Here is a 24944-nt window from a genome sequence, read left to right as displayed (position 1 = left end):
CCCGCTCCGCCTTCCCGTGTGATGAAGCTGTCAGCGCGCCACGGCGACGATCCGATAGGTGTTGCCGCCCTGGCCGCGGGAGATCACCGCCTGCAACAGCAAGTCCAATGCCAGCGCGAATCCCAGCGCGGGCATGGCGAAAGTCAGCGCCACCTTCCGGAAAAGCCTGGCGGGCAGCCGTACCGGACGGCTCAGCCACGGCCAGGACTTGGCTGGCGGCAGGTGATAGTTGAGCGCGGTGAGCAGCGCGGCCATGGTGTCGAACGGCTTGTTCGCCGCGCCGAGTTCCACCCGGGACACGGCGAACCCGCGTTCCTCCAGCAAGAGGCACAGGTTTCGCCACGGCATGAGGTGCAGGTTCTGCGGTGCCATCCAGCAGTACCAGTACTTCCCGTACAGCCGGGCGAACCGGCTCTGCGGGTTGACCAGTTCGATGAGCGCCACCCCGCCGGTGCGGAGAACCTCGCGCACCGAGTCCAGCTCGCGCTGCGGCGAGGTGGTGCGCTCCAGGTAGTGAATGACGCTGACCACGTCGAACTCCGCCCGATGCGCCTCGGCGAACTCGACCAGCGGAGTGCGGGACGCGGAGTCGACCCAGCCGCGCTCGGCCGCCGCCAGGATTTCCGGGCTCGGGTCCAGCGCCCAGAACTCGGTGCCGGGCAGCATCATGCGGGCTTCGTGGCAGAAATGTCCTTGCCGGGCACCGACATCCAGCCAGCGCTTCGGGGAAGTCGCCTGAGCGGCCCGGACTCGCTTGCGGTGCGCGGCACGGGATCGCCGAGCCATCGCGGCGTAGTGCTCGCGGCCCAGCCCGTCATAGACGTCGCGGCAGTAATACGCGAGCCCGGGCTCGGTCAGCTGCGGATTCTGGAAGAGATGGCCGCATCCAGTGCATTCGTCCATGCCGAATGCGCCGGGTTTGCCTTGCCGCGTGTCGACAACCGTGATTCGGTGCCGGATTTCCCGCGAACCGCACCACGGGCACGAATCGCTTCGCGGCCGGAAGAACGCGCCGGAAACCGATCGTCGGCCGAGTACCGCCATCGCTGCGATCCTCCGATACGAGGGCTCGTGGTCCGTGTTCCTGAACGTAGACACGCCTGCGGGGCACAGCAAGCGATCAGCGTGTTCGACGACCGACCAGCCGCCGGCGCAGGAACGAGCCGATGGTGCGGCGCAGTCCTTCGGTCATCGTGACCTGAGTGGAAAAGCCCAGTGCGCCAAGCTTCCGCGCGTCGCAATGCTGCCTTTCCAACGCGCTGGGCAGCCCGGTTCCGGGGACCACCTCGTAGCCGTTCTTGCGAATGGCGTCCGCCCAATCCCGGTCGTGCAATTCACACGCTTTCCCGGACTGGTCGATCATTTCCGCCACCAGATCGAGCGTGGTGCGATGCGCGGCCGGAACCATGTTGAACCCCTCGCCACAGGCGCGGGGATCGAAAGCGACCGTCGTGAGCGCCCGGACCACGTCCGTCACGTAGACGTAGTCGCGGCCGTGCGCCATCGATCCCTCGTAGATCACCGGCGGCAGCGGCCCCGCGGCGTCGAAAATCCGGCTCAGCGTCCGTGGCACGATCCGCGAGGCGGTATTCGGATCGCCGGGGCCGAAGACGTTGCACAGCCGGAGAATCGCGACCGGCAGACCGAATTCCTCGCTGTAGAGCCGCACCAGGTTGTCGGCGGCCATCTTGCCGACGTCGTAGACCCCGCGCGCGTCGAGCCGCGACGTCTCCACGTACGCGTCGCCGACCAGTTCTCCGTAGACCTTGTCCGTCGAGGCCAGCACGAACCTGCCCAGGCCGCGGACCGAGCGGGCTGCCTCAAGCATGTTCATCGTCCCGCCGACGTTGGTGGCCAGCGAGGCGTGCGGATCGCTGAACGCCGCGTCGACCGTCGAGAACGCGGCCAGGTGGAACACCACGTGCGGCTGCACCGCGCGGACGAGATCGAGGCATTCGGCGTACGACGTGACGTCGAGGCGGGCGGACTCGACCCGGTCGTCCAGCCAGGCGATCCGATCGGCCGCGACCACGTGAAATCCCTGCCGCGCCAGGCCGACGGCCAGGTGCGTGCCGATGAAGCCGCGGCCGCCGGTGATCAGTGCCACGCGAGCGGAGTCGGTGCGCTGCATACGGTTTCCGGTCAGGCCCGCTCGACCTGACGGCCGCTGTGGCGCAGCTCGTCGACCTGATCGCCGAACGCGGCCCAGAACCGGGCGTTGTGCCGGGCCAGGTCCGCGACCGTGCCGAGGCAATGCCGCGGGATGCCGTCCGGCGGCGGCGCGGTGGCCTGGCCGGCGAGGACGTGCGCGTCCAGCCAGCGCAGCAACGTCCGGCCCGCCTCGCTGAACCGCAGCGACGGATCCCGGCGCAGGGTCTGCATGATCACCGCCGGGTCCAGCTCCGGCGCGGCCTCCACCGGGGCCGGCCGCCGGGCGGGCCGGGAGCCGCTCGTCCGCTGGACGGGCACCAGGGCCTGGCCAAGATCGAGCCGGTTGCGCACGTCGAGCACCGTGGACGGAGCGATGCCCGCGGCACGGGCGATGTCGCGCAGCGACCGGTTCGGGTCGGCCCGCATGAGTTCGCCGGCCAGCTGCCTTCCCGCCGAACTGTCGAGCGGGCGCAGCCTGCCGTCCCGGCCGACCCGCGCGTTCGACCGTGCGTCCGCCGCACTCGAACACTTGCGGATCGCGCCGACCGTGGTCGCGGCCAGCCCGGTGACCTGCGCGATCCACCGGTCCGACCGCGTCGGGTGGGTGAGGATGATGCGTCCGGCCGCCGCCTTGCGGTCGGTCAGCGAGAGCGGCAGGCCGTTCGCGGTGTTCGCCTCCACCGCGAGCACGAAAGCGTCGTGCTCGTCGCCGTCGAAGAACCGGGCCTCGATGAGCTGGCGCGAGCCGAGTTCGGCGGCGCGCACCCGGTGGGCGCCGTCGATCACCCGCATGGTCGCCCGGTGCACGATGATCGGCGGCAGCCGGATGTCGAGCTTCGCCAGCACGCCCGCGTGCTCGTCGTCCATCCCCGACACGCGCGGCGAATCGCCGCGCCGCAGCATGCTCACCGCCACCAGTTCGGAGGACGCTCCGTCCGCGTTGTATCCGCGCCAGATCGACGGCGGGTCGGGGTGCGCGGTTTCCTCGTGAGGTTCGCCGTCCATCCGAGGCCACCCTTCCGTCCGCAGTCGCTTGCCGCCCGACCCCAACAATTGATCACGCGACCGACAAACAACAACCCCTCGGGGGAAGTTTCCCGAGATCGGGTGTTCTGTCCGGCGCGTCTGGCCGAACCGGGGAAAGTCGCTGTGGGTACGGCTGAATTCCACGAAAGGGCTATTCCGGCTGAGTGTCGTGCCTGCGCTCCGAACAGGAGGAAGTCGTGCGCACTCCGCCTGATCTCTATCCGTGCGGGTTGTCTTCCCTGCGTGGCGGATCGAGCTGCTGGCGGGCCATTTCTGTGGTGTAACAGCAAGTTTTTCGCCGCGCGGGGACTCGGACAGGTGACACCAGGTCGCTCCCTGTCAGCGGAATTGCCAGCCAGTCAATTTCGGACTGGAATATTCTTCACCGAGTCCGATGCCGCCATTCGGGAATCTTTCCTCCGTGCGGGTAATGCGGTTATCGTCGTACCGGGATATCGAGCCGAGTCGATTTTCGGGAGCCAATCGTGAGCAATGACGTGTCCCCGTACCCGTTCTGCCTGCCCGACGCGCTGAGCCCGCCGCCGGAATGGGCGGCGCTGCGCGACGGCGAGCCGGTGGCGGAGGTGCGGTTGCCCAGCGGGGACCAGGCCCTGCTGCTCACCCGGTACGAGGACGTCCGGCGAGTGCTGTCCGACCCGCGGTTCACCCGGCACCCCGGCGCCGAGGACGCCGCGCGGGTCACCGTGAACGAGGGCGGCGGAGTCTTCGGCGAGAAGCTGACCGAGGACGAACTGCACCAGCGCTGGCGGCAGGTCGTCAGCCGGGCGTTCACACCGAAACGCGTGCGGGCGCTGCAGCCGGGAATCGAGAAGATGGCCGAGTCACTCGTCACCGCGATGCTCGAACGAGGAGCCCCCGCCGACCTGCTGCAGGAGGTGGGTTTTCCGCTGCCGCGCTGGGTGATCTGCGACCAGCTCGGGGTGCCCGAGGCCGACCGGGACCGGTTCGCGCACTGGTCGGACACCATGCTCGCGATGACCCGGTTCACCCAGGCCGAGATCGACGCCGCGCAAACGGAGTTCACCGCGTATTTCGCCGCGCACATCGCCGCCAAACGGGCCGCCCTCGGCGACGACCTGATCAGCGAGTTCATCCGGTTCACCGACGAGTTCGGCGGCAGGTTGCCCGAGGAGATCCTGATCGGCACCAGTCAGGGTTTGCTGGTCGCCGGGTACGAGACGACGGCGGGCATGATAGGCAAGATGATCGCGCTGCTGCTCGCCGAGCCGCACCGCTGGGCGCAGCTGCGCGCCGACCCAGGCCTGGTCCGCACCACGGTCGAGGAGGCGCTGCGCTACGACGCCAACCCGGGCTTCGGGGTGCCGCGCTACCTCTCCGCCGACATCGAGGTCGCGGGCCGCACCTTGCCCGCGGGCACCATGGTCGTGTGCAGCCTAGGCGCGGCCAACCGGGACGAACGCGCCTTCGCCGACGCCGGCCGCATGGATCTGCACCGCGCTCCGAACTCGCATCTCACCTTCGGTATCGGACCGCACGTCTGCATTGGCCAGGCGCTCGCCCGGGTCGAACTGCACGCCGTGCTGCGGGTGCTGCTGCGCAGGCTGCCCACCCTGGAACTGGCCGAGCCGCCGGAGAACCTGGCGATCCGGGAGGGTCTGGTGGTCGGCGGACTGGAGCGGGTGCTCGTGCGGTGGTGAGACGCTAAAACGCACTGTCGGCACGTACGCCATTTCCGGACGGAAGGCGTACGTGCCGACTCGGCAATACCAGTGGAACTCGTGACTTCGGGACAACGGCAGTGCTAGGCGTGCAGAACTTCCTGAATGCCGGTGACGAACTCGTCCCGGGAGATTACGCCGTCCTTGTTGGTGTCCAGCGCGTCAAAATCGTACCGGGGGTCGGACTGGTCGATTTGCCAGACGCCCTGCAGATAACGGCCGAGTTCGTCCCTGCTGATGCTGCCGTCGCCGTCGGCGTCGACCAGGTCGAAGATCACGTGCCCGCCGACCTTGGCCGCGTCCAGCCGGTTCGTGTCGCCCGTAGTCCGCCGGGTGGCCTCGACGAACTCGTTCCGCGACAAGCTGTCCCCGGCGGCCCCGGAGTGCCGCAGCAGTTCCAGCCAATGCAATTGGTAAAACGCACGAAGCTCCTGGATCCGCCGGTCGTCCTCGTTCACCCCCGCCGTTTTCCGGTAGCGGTCGATGAGGATCTCGTAGTCCGCCCAGTCGAGGCGGCCGTCGTGGTTGAGGTCGAGTTTGTCGAATTCCGCTTCGATCAACGCGTCGACGGAATCCGCGGGTGCGCTAGTCATCGGATAGTTCCCCTAGGGTAGTTGGCGGTCGATGGATTGCCGAATAACAGAATGCGAGTGTTCGAGCACGAGCACAATGGGATTCAGTCGGCAGGACCGGGCCTCTACCTGATGGAGTGGGCACGATGGAACATGGGGTGAGTTTCCTCGCCCGCGACTGCGCTGCTCGGGTTGCGTGATCGCCCACACGCTGAGAAGTCGTTGCGGTAATTAGTCTTTCGGTGCGGGCGGATCAGTCCACAAAGGAATATTCTGTCCGGCCGCGAGAATTGCGCGGTCCCGGCCAGCCCCACGCGAGGTCGTCGACCGCGAGAAAAGGTTCGTCGACCACGGTCGCGGGGGTCAGCCCGGTGAACGCCGCGACGTCCCGGTGCAGGTGGGGCTGGTCGGCGTAGCCGCCGTCGGCCGCGACTCCGGCCGCGTCCTGCCCCGCGACCAGCCGGTGGACCGCGTGGTCGAAGCGGACCAGCCGCGCGGCCCGCTTGGGCGGCAAGCCGAGCTGTGCCTGGAACCGGGACCACAGCTGTTTGCGGCTCCAGCCGAGTTCGGCCGCCAGCTGCTCGACCCGGACCTTCCCGCGAGTGGCGGCGATCCGGTGCCAGGCCCAGGCCACCTCCGGGGCGACCGGCGGCGCCGCCGCATAACGTCGGGCGAGCCACGCGCTTGTCCACGCGAAGCGGTCTTCCCACGAGGCTAGTTCGCTCAGCCGCTCGCTGATCCGCGCCGCCTCCCGGCCGCACAGCTCGTCGAGCGTCACCACAGCGTCGCCAAGGTCGGTAGTGCCCAGAACCGCCTGGGCGACCACCGGCGACAGCCGTACCTGCAGCACCTCGAAGGCGTCCGCCCGCAGCGTTTGGACGACGTCACCGAACCCGAGCCCGGTAGCGAAACTGCCGTGCCGCCGCCGTCCAGCCGCGTCTTCCACCGCGAGCGTGCCGCCGAACACCAGAATCAGGGTCACGCTTGGGTGCGGAATCAACCGGAGCCCAGGCGGGGTGATGCCCCGGTCGCGGAACCCGGCCATGGCGGTGCCAGGCAGCAGGCCGGACCGGCTCGGGCAGGTGATGTCCCACAACACCGCGTCGTCCCCGGACCCCATTCCGCCATGCTACGCACGCCGGCCCGCGGGAACATTTGTTCAAGCCACCAGCACACACCGGCGGCGACAGTGTCACGCATGACTGTTTCCCGCGACGACATCGACATCCACGTGCGCCAGGACGGCCCGGGCGATGCCCCGGCGCTCCTGCTCATCCACGGAACCGCCATGTCGGGCCGCTCTTGGGACCCGATGGTCCCGCTCTTGACCGGATCCCATCACGTCATCCGGCTCGACCTGCCCGGATGCGGCCAGTCAGCCGCTCCCGACGGCGCGAGCTACGCAGTCCCGGACCAAGCGCGCCGAGTCGGCGCGGCGCTGGACAGGCTGGACGTCGAACACCTCACCGCCGTCGGCCACTCCAGCGGCGGAGTCTTCGCCACAGCCCTCGCCGAACAACGCCCCGACCTGGTAACCGCCCTCGCACTCATCAACACCGGCCCCGGCATGGCCGCCTACATCGCTACGGACGCGCCCCTCCAGGCGGCGTCATGGGCGGAGCTGACCGACGACCAGATCCGCCACGCCATCAGCGACGGATTCCGCCCCGGCTACGAGATCCCGTCATGGATCGTGGACCAGGCCCGGGACGTCGACCTAGCCGTGTTCGGGGCGATATCGGAAGCGATCCGCGCCTACCTGAACGAACGAACCCTCCCCGCCCGGCTGGCCCCGCTAGGCAAGCCGCTGCTGGTGCTCTTCGGCGACGAAGACCGCAGGTGGCGCCCTTCTTCCGCCAGCGACTACCTAGCCGTCCCCGACGCGTCCGTCGAGATGCTGCCCGGAGCCGGGCATTCCCCCAACATCGAAGATCCACCCCGCACCGCCACGTCCCTCTTGGCCTTCACCGCGTTTTAGTCAGGAGGAACGTTTCGTTGCGAATTCTCATCTCCGGCTCCAGCGTCGCCGGCCCGGTGCTGGCGTACTGGCTCACCAGACACGGATTCTCCGTCACCGTCGTCGAACGCGCGCCGGCTCCACGCAAGACCGGCGGCCACGCCGTCGACCTGTACCGACCCGCGGTGGACATCTCGGCGAAAATGGGCGTACTCCCGCGGATCGAGGAGCGAGCCACCGGCACGACCCGCATGACCGTCCACCGGGAAGGCACACGGCGTCCCGTCCGGGTAGACCTAGCCAAGATCTTCCGCGCCACCTCCGACCGGCATGTCGAGATCATGCGCGACGACCTGAGCGAGATCTACTACGACGCCACCCGCGACGACGCCGAGTACATTTTCGGCGACTCGATCACCGAGATCTCCCCCGACGGCGAGGTACGGTTCGAAAACGCGGCACCACGCCGTTTCGACCTAGTCGTCGGCGCGGACGGCCTGCACTCCAACGTGCGCCGCCTAACCTTCGGCGACGAGTCCCGCTTCAGCTCCTTCATCGGGGCCTACCTCGGGGTGCTGACCCTGCCCAACACCGTTGGCCTAGAAGGAGAACTCCGCATCCACGTCGGCATCGGCCGCACCGCCGGCATCTACGGCGCCCGACATCTAGCCGAGGCACGGGCGTTGTTCCTGTTCCGAAGCGAGCGCGAACTCGACTACCACCACCGCGACGTCCCGCGTCAGAAGGATCTGCTGCGCGGCGCGTTCGCCGGCCTGCACCCCGACGTGGACCGCTGGCTGGACCACCTCGACGGCTCCCCGGCGTTCTATTTCGACTCGATCACCCAGCTCCGGATGGACACCTGGTCGCGCGGAAGGGTGACCCTGGTCGGCGACGCGGGCTACTGCCCAGGCCCGGCTGTCGGCGGCAGCACCACCCTGGCCGTTGTCGGCGCATACGTCCTCGCCGGAGAACTGGCGCGAGCCGGGGGCGACCACTCGCGCGCGTTCCCGGCCTATGAGCGCGCTATGGCGGAGCATGTGCGCGGCAGCCGCGCGTCCGCGCTTAGTGCGGCGAAGACTCTGATCCCCACGTCTCGTCTTGGCGTGCAGGGGCTGGCGTATGGAGCCCGCCTCGTCTCCGCCTTGCCTGCGGGGCTTGGCCGCGGTCTGCTTCGCCTCACTACCAAGACCGCACGTGTCCACAACTCCATGACCGTCGACGACTACCCGCTGCCTGCGGCGGGCGACCGGACCGGGCGCGCGGGCGACCTTGGGGGCGGTCTCGGGGTGGACTGAGGAGTACTCGCCACCCAGTACCAGAGCGGCTTATGGTCGCGAGGGAACTGGTGCGGCCGACGAGTCGGTCGTGACGGTCGTGCCCGCGCGACGCGAGCGAGTGCTGCGCTATTTCGCGCATTCGCTCGCCAACCCGGGCGAGGAGGTGGCGCGGTGAACCGGCTGGGACCGATCCTGCTGGCAGTGCTGCTGCTCGTGGGCGGATGTGTCGACCTGCCTGGCGAAGCGGGTCCGCCACCGGCATCGCGGCTGCTCGCGGGCACATTCCAGCTCGCCCGTGATCCGGAGAGCCCCGCCGCGATATGGACGCGCCAGAACGTAGGCGGCAAGTCGCCCGCTTTCGAACCGATCGAGCGCGAAGTCGCCTACACCCCGGTCGCGCACCGGTTCACCGTTGCTGAGCCGGACCTCACCCAGCATGTCCACGACTACCTGGCCCAAGCGGCGAAACAACGTTGGATGCCGATGCTCGTGGCGGCGTTCACCGAATCTGGTGCTTGTCCCTCCGAGCGTTCGCCCGCCGTCGGCGACCTCGCGCGCGGCCTTGGCGACGGCAAAGCGATCGTGGTGCTCGAACCCCGCCTGCTTGGCGGAAAATGCGCGGACACCGCGAGGGTCACCCGCTACCTGAACGCGTCGGTGCGGCAGCTCCGAGCTGAGGCGCCCAACGCGTTCGTGTTCCTGGACGTGTCGGCTGGCGGAACAGTCGACGAGCAGCACGCGCGGTTGATTTCCGCCGGGGTAGCGCAGGCCGCCGGCGTCACCTTCGGCGTCGGTGGCTATACGCCGGCCGCACAGCTGGCCGGGCCCGCTCGGAAGCTCTACGACGCGCTTGCCGCCGCTACCGGCCGAAGCGACTATTTCCTGCTGGCTGACAGCTCCCGCAATGCTGCCGTCGTCACCGGGACCTGCAATCCCCGCCGGTGCCAGGATCGGACCGGACTCGGTGCTGTCCGACCAACCGGGCGCACTTCAGCAAGCCTGGCTCACCGTCCCAGGGGTCTCTGACGGCCCCTGCGGAGTCGCGCCTGCCTCGCGAACGGGCGAATTCGTCCCGGACCTGGCTCGCCAGCTGACCGGGTAGTCCACCCGCACCACGAATTGGGGGTGACGATCAGGAAACGCACCACGAAGAGACCGCCGCTGGCCGGAATGGTCAACGGCAAGACGTCCTACAGTTGGCCGACCTGACCGGTGACTACTTCAAGGACATCCTCATCACGATGTCCGACGGAACCCCGTGGATGCTCGACCTCTTCGCCGACGTCGACTCGAGCGGCAAACCCGTCGCCAAATGGTTCAAGATCGCCGGGTCGGGCATGAACACGGCCGGCCACATCCTGTTCCCCGACTTCAACCACGACGACTACCCCGACTTCGCCGCCCGGCTGACCGCGTCCGGCGAGTTGCGGGGAGTCCTCCCTGCGGAGTGTGGAACCCGGCGAAGCCCGAAACGGTGCTCAACGACGTCACCGGCCAGCTGATCAAATCCGGTTGGTCGAACTACGACTGGGTGTTCTGACGCAATGCCGTGGTGCGCCCAGCCGTGCGCATCACGGCGGCCCGGGTCAGCAGGTGAGGTTATTGAGTGGGCCGCCTGGGGCTCGAACCCAGAACCTACGGATTAAAAGTCCCAAGGTATTGAGTTTCAGCGAATGTTGGGCAGTTTCTGCTCGTGTCAGTTTGTGCAGGTGTCGGTCAATTTTTGTGGTGACTGACTGACGCTTTGTGTTGTGCCGTGTCGGGCTCTGCGTCGACTCCGGAGCGCATTCTGGGTACATCGGCCGTGTTGCTTCGCGATGCAGAAGCCGCCGCGGGGGCGTTGTGAAGTACTGCTGGCAGGCCTGTGGCGGTTCGCGGGTTGGTTCAGGCTGGACGCGCGTTCGAGTACATACTGGAGACTTTCCAACAATGAGCCCATGTGGCGAGAGATCTCCGCCTGTGTCGGTTTTATTCGAATTGCCTTATAGGTTCCCTTATTCCAGTTAAAGCTGCCGCGGTCACGATTTGTCGAATACCCCACTTGGTCTATTTCTTTGGTTAACGCTGTTTGGCAAAGTCATCTCGGGTTCGTCGGGGGCCCAGCAGATTGGCTGGCTGTTCTTGACGTGGGGGATCTCGTGCGTTCATTTGGTGTGCGCTGGCGCGCTGTTCTTGTCGCGACCGCAGTGGCAGCGAGTACCGTGGCCGTGGTTCAGCCGGTTCTCGCCGCTCCGGTCGCGAACGTCCCGGATTCCGCTCCGGACGAGGCGACAGCGACGGCCTATGCCCGGGCAGGCGGCAAACAGGTCGAAGTCGCCTCCGAGACCACGGAGACCTCCAAGACCGTCGCGAACCCGGACGGTTCGTGGTCGTTGACCCAGTATGTGCATCCCGTGCGGGTCAAGCAGGGGAGCGGCTGGGTTCCGATCGACACGACGCTGGTGCGGAAACCCGACGGTTCGATCGGCCCGAAGGCCGTCACCGTGGACGTCAGCCTCAACCCGGGCGGCAGCGGTTCCGCGGCGAAGCCGATCGTCCAGGCCGGTGAAAAGGACACCGCGGTCGGTCTGAAGTGGACCGCCGACCTCCCGGTCCCCACGCAGTCCGGCGACACCGCCACCTACTCCGAGGTCCTTCCCGGCGTCGACCTGACCGTGAAGGCCGCCACGGAGGGATACACCGAGAACCTCGTCATCAAGACTCCCGAGGCGGCGAAGAACCCGCAGTTGCGGGAAGTGCCGTTCGGGCTGTACACGCACAACGCCACCGTTTCCGTGAAGGAAGGCGACGGCCGCGGCACCCCGGCCCAGGCCGCGCCCACAAACGGGCTTGAGGTCAAGAACTCCAGCGGTGCCGTCGTGTTCGCCGGCGACGCGTCGCGGATGTGGGACTCCTCCGGCGCGGGCTCGGCCGCCGAGCAGCACCTGGGCGAGGGCGGCGGCCGGCGCGAAGCGGTAATGGGCTTCACGCTCACTCCGGACAAGGTGACGATCAGCCCGGACGAAGCGTTTCTCGCCGACCCGAAGACGAAGTACCCGGTGTCCCTTGACCCGGACAACTGGTGCACGTCCTGTGGCATTCAATCGCACGTCGTGGTGCAGTCGGGGTATCCGGACGCGCACAACTGGAACGCGTCGACCGGGGATCTGTCGAACCTGAAGGCCGGGTACGAGGACTACGACAACGCGAGGACGTCGCGGTCGTACATCCAGATGAACACCTCGGTCCTCGGCGGCAAGGTGATCAAGTCCGCGACTCTGAACACCACGATCCAGCACAGCTACAGCTGCAGTCCCCAGCCGACCGGTCTGTGGGTCTCGAACCCCGCCGATCCCGGCACGACCTGGAACCTGCAACCGGGCTGGTCGTACTGGGTGTCGGACATGAACGTCGCGAACTGCCACGACGACTCCAACGTCATCGGCCAGTTCAACGCGCTCCGAGCGGCGCAGGACGCGGCAGCGAACTACTGGCAGAGCACGTGGTTCGTACTCGCGGCACGGGACGAGGGCACCACCGCGGCGTGGCGCCGGTTCGATCTGAACCCGTATTTCCAGGTGGACTACAACTCCCGCCCGAACGCGCCCTGGAACCTGACGATGCAGCACGGCACCTCGAAATGCGTCCAGGGCGAGAACCGGCCGTGGATCGCCACGAAGACGCCGCAGCTGGCCGGGTCGGTGTCCGACCCCGACGGCGGCACGCTCTACGCCGGGTTCGCAGTCGGAGCCGGGACCGCAGGCCACAGCACGAACGTCCACGACAACCGCGGCAACCTCGTGACGGTCGGCACGCCGGGCCCGAATCAGGCGGCGACCGCGCAGTTCGCGGCCGTTCCCGGCGGATGGATCACGGGGGACGGGATCTACAACTGGTCGATGCAGGTCAGTGACGGCGAGCTGGCGTCGGCCTGGGTGGGCAGTTGCGAGTTCACTGTGGACTCGATGGTGCCGCGGGCACCGTCGGTGCGCATGACCGGCACGCTTCCCGAGCACCAGAACGACAGCGTGCATTTCAGCGTCTCGGTGGACATGGCCACTCCCGGGTTCTACGACATCGGCCGTTTCATCTACACCACCGACGGTTCCGAGCCGCAGCCGCAGGGTTCGCCCAGTGTCACTGCCACCCGAGGCACGGATGCGAACGGCAACCCGATTGCGACGGCTGACCTGAACGCGCTGGCCATCAACGGCAACCAGAACTACATCAAGGTCAAGGCGGTAAACAAGGCAGGCACCCCGGGCCCGGACGCCACCTGCTTGGCCAGCGGCAACCTCGAGGCCGCTTCGTGCTCCTTCCACGTGCTGCCCTACACCCCGTCCGTCGGCTTGGCGGGAGCCTGGCCGCTCGACGAGATGGGCGGCCGGGTCCTGGCCGACACCGCGAACACGACACCGGACAACGACGGCCTGGCGGTCCACACCGCGAGCTTGAACGGCGGTGGCGACTGGGTCGCCGGCTACGACCACGGCAACGCCTGGACCCATCCGGACACCGGCGGTTACAGCGAAGGCACCAAGGGCGCGCTGACCCTGGACGGTTCCAGCGGCTACGTCAACACGAACGGCCCGGTGCTGGACACGACGAAGTCGTTCAGCGTGGGTGCGTGGGTCAAGTTGGCCAACACCAACGGTTTCCAGACCGTGGTCTCCCAGGACGGGAACCAGGGCAGCGGGTTTTATCTGCAGTACTCCAAAGCAGACAACGCGTGGGCGTTCAGCATGCTGGCCGCCGACCAGGCCAATGCCGGGCCGATCCGGGCGAAGTCGACGAAGCCGCCGGTGCTGGGCGTGTGGACGCATCTGGCCGGCACTTACGACGCTTCGACGGGAACGATGACCCTTTATGTCGATGGCGTCAAACAAGCCACCAATGTCGCCAGGAGCTGGGCTTCCTCCGGAAACTTCGTGATCGGTGCGGACAAGTACAACGGGGCCCGAATCGAGTTCCTGACGGGGCAGGTGGACGACGTCCAGGCGTGGCAACGGGTGCTGTCCGCACAGGACGCGCACGACCTGGCCAACGCCGCGGCCCCGCTGGCGAAGTACGGTCTGGCGGAAGGCTGCACCGACGTCCTCGGCACGACTGTCCCGTCGCTGCAAGGCAATTGGGCCTTCGATGATGGCACCGGCAGCACTGCCACCGACTCGAGCAAGTTCGGCAACACCATGACCCTCAACGGCGGCTATGGCTGGACGACCGGCAAGACCGCGGGCGCTGTCCACTTCGACGGTTCCACCGGCTACGGCTCCGCCGCTCCGGCGGTGGACACGGCGAAGTCGTTCACCGTGTCCGCATGGGCGAAGCTGGACGACGCGAACGGCTACTACACGCTGTTCACCCAAGGCGGGAAACACGCGGCAGCGTTCCAGTTGCGCTATTCGCCCGACGTCAACCGTTGGGTTTTCGGGATGACCACGGCTGACGACGACACCGTCGACAACTACCACTGGGCATTGGGGAACCAGCCGCCGCAGGTTGGGACCTGGACACTGCTGACCGGGGTCTTCGACCAGTCGTCGATGCGAGTCCGGTTGTACGTCAACGGAAAACTCGAAGGGCAGAACACCCTTCCCACCGCCTGGAGCGCCACGGACGCCTACACGGTCGGATCGAACCTCGGCACCGGGAACTTCTTCAAGGGCTCGGTCGATCAAGTCCAGGCGTGGAGCCAGGTCCTGACCGACGACCAGGTCGCGTCGCTCTACGGCCACCGCTACTTCGACACGATCAGCAGGGCGACCGGAACCGGTTCCGGCGGCGTCAGCCTCGCGTCGAGCGACAACGCGTGCGCCGCGCGGTTCGACGTCTCGGGAACGGGACAGATCGACGCGGGCCGGCCGGCGAACCTGCGCACGGAGAAGTCCTACACCGTCGAGGCGTGGGCCTACCACTCCTGGACCGCCGGTGACGTCGCCGCCCACGGCGCGATCGACACGAGCGGACGCGCGGTGGTCGGAATGGACGACGCGCAGTTTTCCGCGGAACTGCTCGGCTACCACAGCTTGCCCGACGCCAACGGCGTTCAGCATCCTAAGTGGACGATGCTGATCAGTTCGTCAGCAACGGGACCTGGCGCGTGGTGGGCGGTCAGCGACGCCGACGCAGTCGACAACACCTGGGCGCACCTTTCCGCCACGTACGACGCGTCGACCGGAACCATGGCGTTCTACGTCAACGGCGTGAAACAAAACACCTATTTGAACACGAGCGGCGGCCAAGGCGTCGTCAGCCGGCCCAGCACGGGTGATCTGTTCATCGGGCGCGGTGTGTGGAACGGGACGCGGTCCGATCAATGGTACGGCGGTGTGGCCGGAGTGCGCGTGTATCAAGGACTTCGCACGGCCAAGGATCTCCTCGAGGACGCCAAAACTGATGACCCCGGCGTGACTTTCGGCATCCGCAATCTGTAGTCGATCAACAGTCTTCTTCTTTCGTGTTGCACCTGTGCAGACAAGGGTGATGAGCATCATGAGCGGCTCGAGACGGGCTTTTCGGATCAAGACATGGTCGCGCGTGACGGCTGTCGCGATCGCCGCGATCATGCTGGCCTCAAGCCAGGACGCGGTCGCGGCACCGACCGGCTGGCACGGGCTGGGCTGGGATCTGCCCGCCCTGCAAGCCGAACGCTCGGTGAAGGGCACCGACGCCAAGACGCTCTCCGGCAACGCGCCGGCAAAAACCGCGTCGGCACCCGTCCCAGCGGTGCACTGGCCCGCCGCGGGCAAGGCCCAGGTCGATCTCCCGGCCACCGCGCAGGGCGGTAAGTCGCCGAAGAGCATGGCGGCGGGGAACCAGGTGTCGGTGACCCGCGGACACGGCCGCGACAGCCGGACCGGTGCCTACTCCGCGACGGCGGCCAGTTCGCCGCAGAAGCACGACGCGGCCCGGGTCGAGGTCAGCACAGTCGATCACGCGGTGGCCGACAAAGCGGGTATCCGAGGCACCTTGGTGCAGGTCACGCCGGTGTCGGGTGATACGTCCGGGCCGGTCGAGGTCGTCCTGGACTACCGGTCGTTCGCCGGTGCCTACGGTGCTGATTTCGGCCGTCGGCTGCGGTTTGTGCAGTACCCGTCCTGTGTGCTGAGCACGCCCGAGAAACCCGAGTGCCGCAAGGGAACGCCCGTCGATTCGGTCAACGATGCGAAAGCCGGGCAGCTCGCCGGCGAAGTCGCCCTTGCTCCGACGGCGACGGTGCTCGCGGCCACTCCGGACACCTCCAGCGGCGGCGGCGACTTCAAGGTGACGAAGCTGTCCCCGGCCGGGTCGTGGACCGCGGGGGAGCCCTCGGGCGAATTCAACTACTCGTACCCGCTTTCCGCACCGGCGGGCCCGGGCGGGCCGGCTCCGTCGGTGTCGTTGCAGTACTCCTCCGGGGCCGTGGACGGCCTGACGTCGGCGACGAACAACCAGGCGTCGGAAATCGGCGACGGCTGGAGCGTGAGCGGCGGCGGATACGTCGAGCGGTCCTACAAATCATGCTCCGAGGACCTCGGCGGTAACAACGGGCAGACCAAGACCGGCGACCTGTGCTGGGCGACCGACAACGCGCGGCTGTCACTGGCGGGCAAAACCACCGAGCTGGTGAAGGACACCGCCACCGGTGCCTGGCGTCTGCGGACGGACGACGGTTCGCGCGTGGAGAAGGTGAACGGCGCGAGCAACGGCGCTCAAGGCGGCGAGCACTGGAAGGTCACCACGGTCGACGGCACCCAGTACTTCTTCGGCCTCAACCACCTGCCGGGCTGGCAGGCCGGCAATCCCGAAACCCAGTCCACGTGGACCGAGCCGGTTTTCGGCAACAACCCCGGCGAACCCTGCAACGCGGCGACGTTCGCCGCGTCGTGGTGCCAGCAGGCGTGGCGCTGGAATCTCGACTACGTCGTCGATCCGCGCGGAAACGCGATGACGTTCTACTACCAGCCGGAAACCAACTACTACGGGCTGAACCTGAACACCACCAGCCCCGGCACCTCCTACGTCCGCGGCGGCTACCTGCAGCGGATCGAATACGGCTTCAACACCCGCGTCGCGGGAGTGTTCACGCACGCACCCGCGCAGATCGTGTTCGGCACGACCGAACGCTGCCTGCCCGGCGGCGCCATCACCTGCGATCCGGCCCAGCTCACCACCGCCAACGCGGCGTCGTGGCCGGACGTGCCCGCCGACCAGCTGTGCGCGCAAGGCGCGAACTGCACCAACGTGTCGCCCGCGTTCTTCTCCCGCCGCCGCATCACCGCGATCAGCACGCAGGTCACCGACGGCGGTGCCGGCTGGAAGACCGCGAACCAGTGGACGCTGGCCCAGTCCTTCCCCGCCAGTGGCGACGGCTCCAGCCCGGCGATGTGGCTGGACTCGATCACGCAAACCGGCAAGGCAGGCGGCTCGATCAGCCTGCCGCCGGTGAGCTTCCATCCCAAGGCCCTGGCGAACCGGGTCGACGCCAGCAACAACTACACCGCGCTGACCCGCAACCGGATCGACGCCGTCACCAACGAAGAGGGCGGCGTCACCGCGGTCAAGTACGCCGACCCGCAGTGCGTCCCCGGCAAAACCATGCCGGCGAACCCGGAAACGAACACGCTGGCCTGTTACCCGACGTACTGGACACCGGGCGGCGCGACCGAGCCGGTGCTGGACTGGTTCAACAAGTACCTGGTCACCGACGTCACCGAAGACGGCCGCACGACGCTGTCCCAGCAAACCCTGACCCACTACGACTACGTCGGCGGCGGTGCCTGGCACTACGACGAGAACTACCTCGCCGACCCGAAAAACCGCACTTGGTCGCTGTGGCGCGGCTACGGCGCAGTGAAGACCACCGTCGGGCAGGCCACCAGCGATCCGTCCGGTCCTCCGGCGGTCACGCAGACCCTGTACCTGCGCGGCATGGACGGAGACACCCTCCCCGGGGGCGGTAAGCGCAGCGCGTCGATGACCGACAGCCTCGGCGAGTCCATCCCGGACAGCAAGCCAGTGCCTGGTTTCGCCCGGGAATCCCAGACCTACCTCGACGGCAAGGTCATCGCCACCACGATCAACGACCCGTGGATCTCCGCGCCGAGCGCGACCAACACCGACGGCACCCAAGCCTTCTACACCGGCACCGGAACCACCCGCACCCGCACGTGGATCGCCGCGGCCAACACCTGGCGCACCACTCGCACGAGCACCACCTTCGGCAACTACGGTTTGGCCACCCAGGTCGAAAACGACGGCGACATCGCCGATCCGAACCAGGCCACGTGCACCCGCAGCACCTACAGCCAGAACACCGCGGCGTGGCTGATCAACTACGTCAACCAGGTCCAGACGACCGCCGGCACCTGCGCCACCCCCGCCAGCAGTGCCACCATCGTGTCCGACACCCGGTCCTATTTCGACCACCAGCCGTTCGGGGCCGTGCCCACGGCCGGCAACGTCACCCAGACTGACACGGTCGACTCCTGGCCGGCCGACGGCGCGGAACACTTCCTGTCCCCGGCCACCCGCACCGACTTCGACAACTACGGCCGCGCCGTGTCCGTGACCGACGCACTGGGCCTGACCACCACGACGGCCTTCACACCGGCCACCGGCGGCCCCGTCACCCAGGTCGTGACCACCACACCGCAGGTGAGCGCCACCGACACGACCAAGTTCACCTCGACCCGGTACCTCGACCCGATCACCGGAGCCCTCACGGCCGCGGTCGACCACAGCGGACTGCGCACCGACGCGGCGTACGACGCGCTCGGCCGGCTGACCGCGGTCTGGCCACCGGGACACAATAAGAGCGTCAACGCCCCGGCCAAAACCACCTACAACTACACCGTCAGCAACACCGGACCCAGCGTCGTCGCCACGAACACGCTGCTGTCCAGCAGCAAATACGCGACGAGCTACGCACTGGTCGACGGACTCGGCCGCACCGTGCAAACACAGGCCCCGACGTCGTATTCGCAGGGCGGCCGTGTCGTCACGGACTCCTACTACGGCTCGCACGGCCAGGTGTGGAAAACCCACGACGCCTATTGGAACGGCGATTCCGGACCCGTGGGCACCCTGTTGACCGTCAAGGACAACACCGTCCCGAGCACGACAGTGTCCACATTCGACAGTGCCGGCCGCGCGACGGCCTCGGCGTACCAGCTGTACGGCGTCGAACAATGGCGCGGCACCACTGTCTACGACGGCGACCGCACCACCTCGATCCCGCCCCGCGGCGGCACGGCCAGCAGTGTCGTCACCAACGGCCTTGGCCAGAAAGTCCAGCTGGCGCAATACAAAGACCCCGCCCACACCAACCCCGGCGACCCGGCCGACGTCACCAGTTACGCCTACACCCACGCCGGCCTGCTCGCCTCGACCACTGACTCAACCGGGCACAACTCCTGGAAGACCAGCTACGACCTGCTCGGCCGGAAAACGTCCGCCACGGACCCGGACACCGGCCTCAGCCAGTACACCTACGACAACGGCGGACGGATGCTGACCAGCGCCGACGCCAGCGGCCGCACCTTGGCTTACGCCTACGACAACCTCGGCCGCAAAACCGCCGAATACAAGGATTCCCTCAGCGGAACCAAGCTGGCGGCGTGGACGTACGACACGGTGCTGAAGGACAAGCCCACCGCCTCCAGCCGCTACGCCGGCGGCAAGACCTACACCAACACCGTCTTCGCCTATGACAACGCGGGCCGGGTCACCAACTCCCGGTTCACTGTCCCGCTCGGCGAAACCGGATTCGGCGGCAACTACTCGTTCTCCTGGCGCTACGACCCGCTCAGCGACGTCCTGCGGTCCTTCGGCAGCCCGGCGCAGGGCGGTTTGCCCGACGAGTCCATGCTGACCGGCTACGACGCGCTGGACCAGCCCGTCACCTTGCAGGACGCGGCAGACAACGGCACCGGCACCCTGCTGGTCTCCGAGACCGACTACAACCCCTACGGGCAGGTGCTGCGCACCAACTACCAAGACCCGACCCTGCCCAACCAGATCGCCGTCACCCACACCTACGCCGACGGCACCAACCGGCTGGCCACCACCCTGGCCGAACGCGCGACCAAGACGAACTTCATGATCGCCAACCGGTTCTACAGCTACGACCCGGCAGGCAACATCACCTCCATCGCCGACACTCCCCAAGATGCCCAGTCCGACACCCAGTGCTTCAGCTACGACTACCTCCAGCGCCTGACCCAGGCATTCACCCCCTCCGCGGGCAACTGTGCCACCACACCGAGCGCCACGGGCCTGGGCGGAGCCGCGCCGTACTGGACCTCCTGGACGTACGACACCACCGGCAACCGCCTCACCCAAACTCAGCACGGCGCCGCCGGTGACACCACGTCGAAGTCGACCTACCCCAACGCCGGGCAGCCGCAACCGCACGCGATCCAGGCACTGGACACGACCGGCCCCAACGGCAGCAGCCACTCCGCCTACACCTACGACCCCTCCGGCCGCACCCTCACCCAAGGACCCGCGGGTGCGGGCCTGACCTTCACCTACGACGCCGAAGGCCACATCGCCACCGCCACCGACGCCAGCGGCAAGGTCTCCAGCTACACCTACGACGCCGACGGCAACCTCCTGCTCACCAAGGACCCGACTGGCACCACCCTGACCCTCAACGACCTGGAACTGTTCCGCGGCACCGGCACGTCCACCACGGTCGGCACCCGGTTCTACACGTTCAACGGCGCACCCGTCGCCGAACGCGACGCCAACGGCGGCCTGACCTGGTCGATGACCGACACCCAGAACACCGCCTACGCCACCGTCAAGGCCGACAACCTCGCCGTCACCCAACGCTGGCAGGACCCCTACGGCGTGGCCCGCGGCCCGGCTCCCTCCCTATGGCCGGACAAACACGGCTACCTGGGCGGATACCGGAACACGACCGGCCTGACCCACCTCGGCGCCCGAGAGTACGACCCGGCGCTCGGCCGGTTCACCACGGTCGACCCGGTGCTGAAGACCGACGACCCGCAGCAGATGAACGGCTACTCCTACGCCAACGACAACCCGATCGGACTGACCGACCCGTCCGGCCTGTGCCCCGGCGTCCCCGACGGCGCGTGCCGCCGGCCCGACGGCTCGATCGGCGGCGGCGACGCCTGCCGCAACGGCGGCTGGAGCTGCGACAAGAAGGACAACAACACCTGCGGCTGCCGGGCAGCCCAGCAGCACCCTGCCAACCACGGCGCTCCCGCGTCGTCCGGCGGGCACCGCAAGGCCGCGCCGAAACAGCACGGGGCATCAGGCGGCGGTGGGTCCGGCGGAGGTGGCGAGAAGAAGAGCGAGGGGAACTGGTTCACGAATGCATTGAGTGACATCGGGGAAGCCTTTTATGAGGGCTCCGGGTTGAAGGACGTGGTGGACGGCTGCTTCCGCGATCCCGCAGTCGTCGGGTGCATCAAGGGCGTGCTCGAGGTCGGGGTGTGGTTCGTCCCCGGCGGTGCCGCGGCCAGAGGCACCGAACTCGCCGTCTCCGGAGGTGCTCGCTTTCTCGAGGGCGAGGTCGGCGCGGAAGGCCGTGCTGTCGCTGAAGATCTCGCGGCAGGTTGCCGCAACAGCTTCGCCGGATCCACCCCGGTGCTCATGGCCGACGGGACAATGAAGCCGATCGAGCAGGTGAAGGTCGGCGACAAGGTCCGCAACGCACAGCCCGACAATGCCGACACTGAAATTCACACTGTCACTGCTCTGCACATCACCGACACCGATCGCGACTTCGTCGACGTCACCGTCGCCACTCCTGGCGGTCCCGAGAAGATCACCAGCACCGCGCACCACCGATGGTGGGATGTCACCACCCACAGTTGGACCGACGCCACCGACCTCCGGCCCGGTGACCTTCTCGACACCCCCGGCGACGGCCACGCCGCCGTCCAAACCCTCAACCGCTACACCAGCAGCATCCGCACCTACAACCTCACTATCGACACCACCCACACGTACTACGTACTTGCTGGCACGACGGCAGTTCTGGTACATAACACGAACCCGGGTTGCGACTGGCGAGCTGATGACGCTGCCGATATTGCGGGTGGTCACGCAAACAAAAAGCATGGAGGCGAGTTCCCCGGAATGTCAGCTTCCGATCTGGAAAGGCATGTGGAAGACGTCATGACGAACCCGCTCGATACCAAGGACCTCGCGAGAAATAGGAAGGCATACCTTGGTCAGGATGGGGAGACAATCGTAATCCACGACCCGAGTCACAAAGATGGGGGGACCGTCTTTCGCCCTAGCGCGGATAAGGTGGACGGGTATTGGCAGGGATTGCAATGAGCACAGGGAGCCTGGATCCGGGCCCTGCTCCGAAACTGTCCGGGCAGGAGCGCGATCTGCTCCGGCGTGGCCTGCTGGAGTGGAGCGGGCCCGCTCGCGGCACGGAAGAGTTCGCCGTTGCCATGGGGTTCTCGGGTATGGATGACCTCCTTCGAGAAGGTGGGCGAATTCGTGAAAAGCTGGCCGCTGACGAGCCGCTGGAGCCGATAGATTGGGCACGTGCACTCCTGTCAACGGAAATTGCCTTTATTAGCGACGTAGTCGGGTCAGGTCACGACTGGTCAATAACCACGGGATTCTCTGACGAGGAGACAGTCGGGATGCTGCGATCGATTCAGCAGAAGCTGGCCAGTACGGTATTTCCGATAATAGGAAATGTTCTTGGAACCCGATCGGGGGGCCAGTAGAGTTTCAGTTCCGGTGCGAGGTCTACAATCCGTAGTGGTGCCTGATTCCCTGGTTCATTCAGGCGACTACGGCTTTCGCGAGTGTCAGATCAGCTTCGGTACGCTGGTCGCGACCCAGTCGAAAGTAAAAAGTCGACCTTTGGCGACTCGGCGGTCATCAGAGGATACGCTCCGCAGTCAGGTTAGAGATGGAGTGGTCTTCCTTCAGTCGTTGATGAGGGAAGAGCGAGGGCTATGTGGGCATGCCGGTGTTCCATATGGTGGAGCGATGTCGACCTCGAGGGTGGCTATCTGACAGCGTCGCATCAGATCCGGCAGGTCGGCGCGACGGTCGAGGTCGACGTGCCGAAAAGCGACACCAGCAACCGCGTGATCGCTCTCGATCACGGCACCGCCGCACTGCGGCGAGCCTGTCCCTTGCTGCGGGCGCGGACCTCAAGACCGAGGGGCGAGGGAGGGCGAGGCACCGAGCTTCGTTCCTCGCCCGAATGACTACAAGGTTGACCCGGCTACAGGTTTCGTCAAGGAAACGCATGGCGTGCCCGTCTTCGACCACCCGGAAAGCATTTCCGGAAAGGGGTTCGTGCCACATATCATAGACATGAGCAGTGTGTCTGATTCTCTTCGAATTATCCAGCGAGGGAAAGATCCTAGACACTTCGAGATTGTGCCAGCGCCAGGTGCTAACTTAACACCTGAGCGGTATGCTGATGTGCTGTCTCATGTTCGAACCAGGTGAGCGAGGGGTCGCTAGATGATCCAGTACAGGTTGAAATTCCCGGAATACTTCGATGGTTACGAAGTCGAGACTGAAGCTAAAGGCTACTTGGTTGACGTTGTGGTCTCGACAGGGAAGGCGACATTCACCCTAACTATCTATGACCCTGCGCGACTGGCTCAGGAAATCGCTGACGAGTTGTCTTCGGGTGGATATTTTTCACTCTCGAACGTTCTTGTGGTTCCAGCGGTTACTAAGGCGGAGATTTTGCGAGCGGTTGACAGTCTGGCGAGGACTGAATTTAGCGGATTGAATCCCATTCCGTGAACTATGCCTCGTCATGGGGCGATTTCTCGCTGGGCAGGGGAGGTCGAAGTAAACTTCTTACGCTCGACGCCTATATTCAACGGTTGGGAGGGTCGCTGCAAAGCGTTCTGCGCGCGGAATTCGGCAGGCAGTTGCACCAGGTGCATGATAATAGTGCAGGGCAAGAGAATGACCCGGGGTTAAGTATGCTTGGAGGAGTGAATGGATTAGTCGGTCGTGTAACCAACCGCAAGCACAGGAAGCTAGCTGGTTCGTTTGTGTCATGCGAGGATCCTGTTGGCCCCGTCAATGCTGATTATCCAAGAGAGCGATTTTGGTTAAAGTTCCATAGCGAAGAATGTCTGCAGTAAGGCTGGGATCGAGTACGTTGCGGGACTGCATGGCCTTCTGCGGCTGCATCGTCTGTGTTCAGGCCTAGCCTGGGCTGCCACGGGATCGCAGGGAGTCGGGGCTGCCGTCGCGCAATGTGGACGACTTCTCTGGCCGGTTACGGCACACCTCGATCGTTGCAGCCAGGTTGGTCCGCGCGGTCGTCGGCCCGGGTGTCGTCGGCGGCAGCCTCGGCCGCCGTCGGGTGCCGTGGCGCAGGGCACCTACCCGATCGCAAGACCGGAGGGCCTGCTCGCCGCGAGAGTTCTGGAAGGCTCGTTGGAAAGCCCATCCCAGCCCAAAACCGGAGTAAAACCGGGGAGCTGATCTTGACCGCAGGTCCGAGACAAGTCGCTGACCTGGGATTTTGGTGGGCCGCCTGGGGCTCGAACCCAGAACCTACGGATTAAAAGTCCGCAGCTCTACCAATTGAGCTAACGGCCCGTGCCCTCAGTCTAGCGGGCACCGTCCGGCCCCGCGCTCACCGGCCCGGCCCCTGCTCCGGACCTGCGTGCGGACCCTTCTCAGACCCGGCCCGGCCCGGGAGCCCGACCCCGGCCCAGACACCACCACCCGGGTCAGTCCTGCGTGATCACGCTGAAGTGCGCGGACGTGGTCAGGTCGTTGCCGGGCCAGTAGACGCCGATCGGCGTGCGCGACGCGTCGGACGGCAGGTGCATCTCCAGCGCCTTGACCGAGTTCGGGCCGGGCTCGGTGGTGGTCGGGATGACCGGCGCGCCTTCGCTGGAGTCCGAAGTGGTCGGTACGCCCAGCGGCGCATTGGCGTTGTCGTAGAAGACGGTGTTGTAGGGAGCGCCGCTGAGCGTGCAGTGCGTGTTCGGAGTGGCCGCGGAGTAGTGCAGGACGTCGGCGTGGTGTCCGGCTGCGTGGTCGGTGGCCGGGGTCGCGGTGACCGTCACGTCGGCGTCCGTGCAGAACGGCGTTTCGGCTGGTGACGCGTTCGCGGCGGTTGCGGTGAGGGCGGCGGCCCCGCCAGCGATCGCGAGGGCGGCGGTGGCGGCGAGGGTGCGGCGAAGAGCGATCATGGCGAACTCCTGGTGATTGTTTGACCGAACTTTCTACTACTCAGCCAGACGCTCACCATCAGCCGAAGGTGTGCCCGCAGTGCCGTTTCGCACATGCGGGCAACCCCGGCGAG

The 24944-nt window shown here is 66.7% G+C and carries 14 protein-coding genes and 1 tRNA gene; 8 read left to right on the top strand and 7 right to left on the bottom strand.

What is annotated here, in order from left to right; genetic code table 11:
• Nucleotides 1–30 precede the first annotated feature (30 nt).
• The 3 genes from ACFSVL_RS06965 to ACFSVL_RS06955 form a co-directional block, all read right to left on the bottom strand.
• Entirely contained in the window at nucleotides 31–1044 is a 1014-nt protein-coding gene (locus ACFSVL_RS06965; protein ID WP_378301506.1) for a class I SAM-dependent methyltransferase, read from the bottom strand.
• Nucleotides 1045–1120: 76 nt separating this feature from the next.
• On the bottom strand, nucleotides 1121–2131 hold the full coding sequence (locus tag ACFSVL_RS06960; protein WP_378301504.1) for an NAD-dependent epimerase/dehydratase family protein: 1011 nt from the start codon (nucleotides 2129–2131) through the stop codon (nucleotides 1121–1123).
• 11 nt (nucleotides 2132–2142) lie between these two features.
• Nucleotides 2143–3156, bottom strand: a complete 1014-nt coding sequence (locus ACFSVL_RS06955) for a streptomycin biosynthesis protein (RefSeq protein ID WP_378301502.1) — start codon at nucleotides 3154–3156, stop codon at nucleotides 2143–2145.
• A 503-nt stretch (nucleotides 3157–3659) separates the two neighbouring features.
• Here ACFSVL_RS06955 and ACFSVL_RS06950 point away from each other — a divergent pair.
• On the top strand, nucleotides 3660–4856 hold the full coding sequence (locus ACFSVL_RS06950; RefSeq protein ID WP_378302010.1) for a cytochrome P450: 1197 nt from the start codon (nucleotides 3660–3662) through the stop codon (nucleotides 4854–4856).
• Between the two features lie 104 nt (nucleotides 4857–4960).
• Here ACFSVL_RS06950 and ACFSVL_RS06945 read toward each other — a convergent pair whose 3' ends face one another.
• Both ACFSVL_RS06945 and ACFSVL_RS06940 read right to left on the bottom strand, forming a co-directional pair.
• Complete coding sequence (locus tag ACFSVL_RS06945) at nucleotides 4961–5470, bottom strand: EF-hand domain-containing protein (RefSeq protein WP_378301501.1); 510 nt, start codon at nucleotides 5468–5470, stop codon at nucleotides 4961–4963.
• A gap of 232 nt (nucleotides 5471–5702) precedes the next feature.
• Nucleotides 5703–6569: a helix-turn-helix domain-containing protein gene (locus ACFSVL_RS06940; RefSeq protein ID WP_378301499.1), complete on the bottom strand. Its 867-nt coding sequence runs from the start codon at nucleotides 6567–6569 to the stop codon at nucleotides 5703–5705.
• Nucleotides 6570–6647: 78 nt separating this feature from the next.
• On the opposite strand from ACFSVL_RS06940, the gene ACFSVL_RS06935 reads away from it, so the two are divergent.
• The 7 genes from ACFSVL_RS06935 (at nucleotide 6648) to ACFSVL_RS06905 (ending at nucleotide 23416) form a co-directional block, all read left to right on the top strand.
• Complete coding sequence (locus ACFSVL_RS06935) at nucleotides 6648–7427, top strand: alpha/beta fold hydrolase (RefSeq protein ID WP_378301497.1); 780 nt, start codon at nucleotides 6648–6650, stop codon at nucleotides 7425–7427.
• A 17-nt stretch (nucleotides 7428–7444) separates the two neighbouring features.
• The gene (locus tag ACFSVL_RS06930; protein ID WP_378301495.1) at nucleotides 7445–8704 is read left to right on the top strand and encodes an FAD-dependent monooxygenase; all 1260 of its coding nucleotides are present in this window, start codon (nucleotides 7445–7447) and stop codon (nucleotides 8702–8704) included.
• A 153-nt stretch (nucleotides 8705–8857) separates the two neighbouring features.
• Nucleotides 8858–9712 (top strand): hypothetical protein, encoded by an 855-nt coding sequence (locus ACFSVL_RS06925; protein ID WP_378301493.1) that lies wholly within the window; start codon nucleotides 8858–8860, stop codon nucleotides 9710–9712.
• A 170-nt stretch (nucleotides 9713–9882) separates the two neighbouring features.
• Complete coding sequence (locus ACFSVL_RS06920) at nucleotides 9883–10188, top strand: hypothetical protein (RefSeq protein ID WP_378301491.1); 306 nt, start codon at nucleotides 9883–9885, stop codon at nucleotides 10186–10188.
• Nucleotides 10189–10887: 699 nt separating this feature from the next.
• Nucleotides 10888–15099, top strand: coding sequence for a LamG-like jellyroll fold domain-containing protein (locus ACFSVL_RS06915; protein WP_378301490.1), 4212 nt, complete (start codon nucleotides 10888–10890; stop codon nucleotides 15097–15099).
• Between the two features lie 103 nt (nucleotides 15100–15202).
• Entirely contained in the window at nucleotides 15203–21964 is a 6762-nt protein-coding gene (locus tag ACFSVL_RS06910; RefSeq protein WP_378301488.1) for an RHS repeat-associated core domain-containing protein, read from the top strand.
• 1161 nt (nucleotides 21965–23125) lie between these two features.
• Nucleotides 23126–23416, top strand: a complete 291-nt coding sequence (locus ACFSVL_RS06905; RefSeq protein ID WP_378301486.1) for a hypothetical protein — start codon at nucleotides 23126–23128, stop codon at nucleotides 23414–23416.
• A gap of 737 nt (nucleotides 23417–24153) precedes the next feature.
• On the opposite strand, the gene ACFSVL_RS06900 is transcribed toward ACFSVL_RS06905, so the two are convergent.
• A tRNA-Lys gene (locus ACFSVL_RS06900) sits at nucleotides 24154–24229 on the bottom strand.
• 134 nt (nucleotides 24230–24363) lie between these two features.
• A complete protein-coding gene (locus ACFSVL_RS06895; RefSeq protein WP_378301484.1) occupies nucleotides 24364–24831 on the bottom strand; it encodes a hypothetical protein in 468 nt (155 codons plus the stop codon).
• Nucleotides 24832–24944: the final 113 nt, after the last annotated feature.

Origin of the sequence: Amycolatopsis silviterrae (assembly GCF_042684085.1) — a bacterium.
GTDB lineage: Bacteria > Actinomycetota > Actinomycetes > Mycobacteriales > Pseudonocardiaceae > Amycolatopsis > Amycolatopsis silviterrae.
This window is presented reverse-complemented; position numbering and strand designations above follow the sequence as displayed.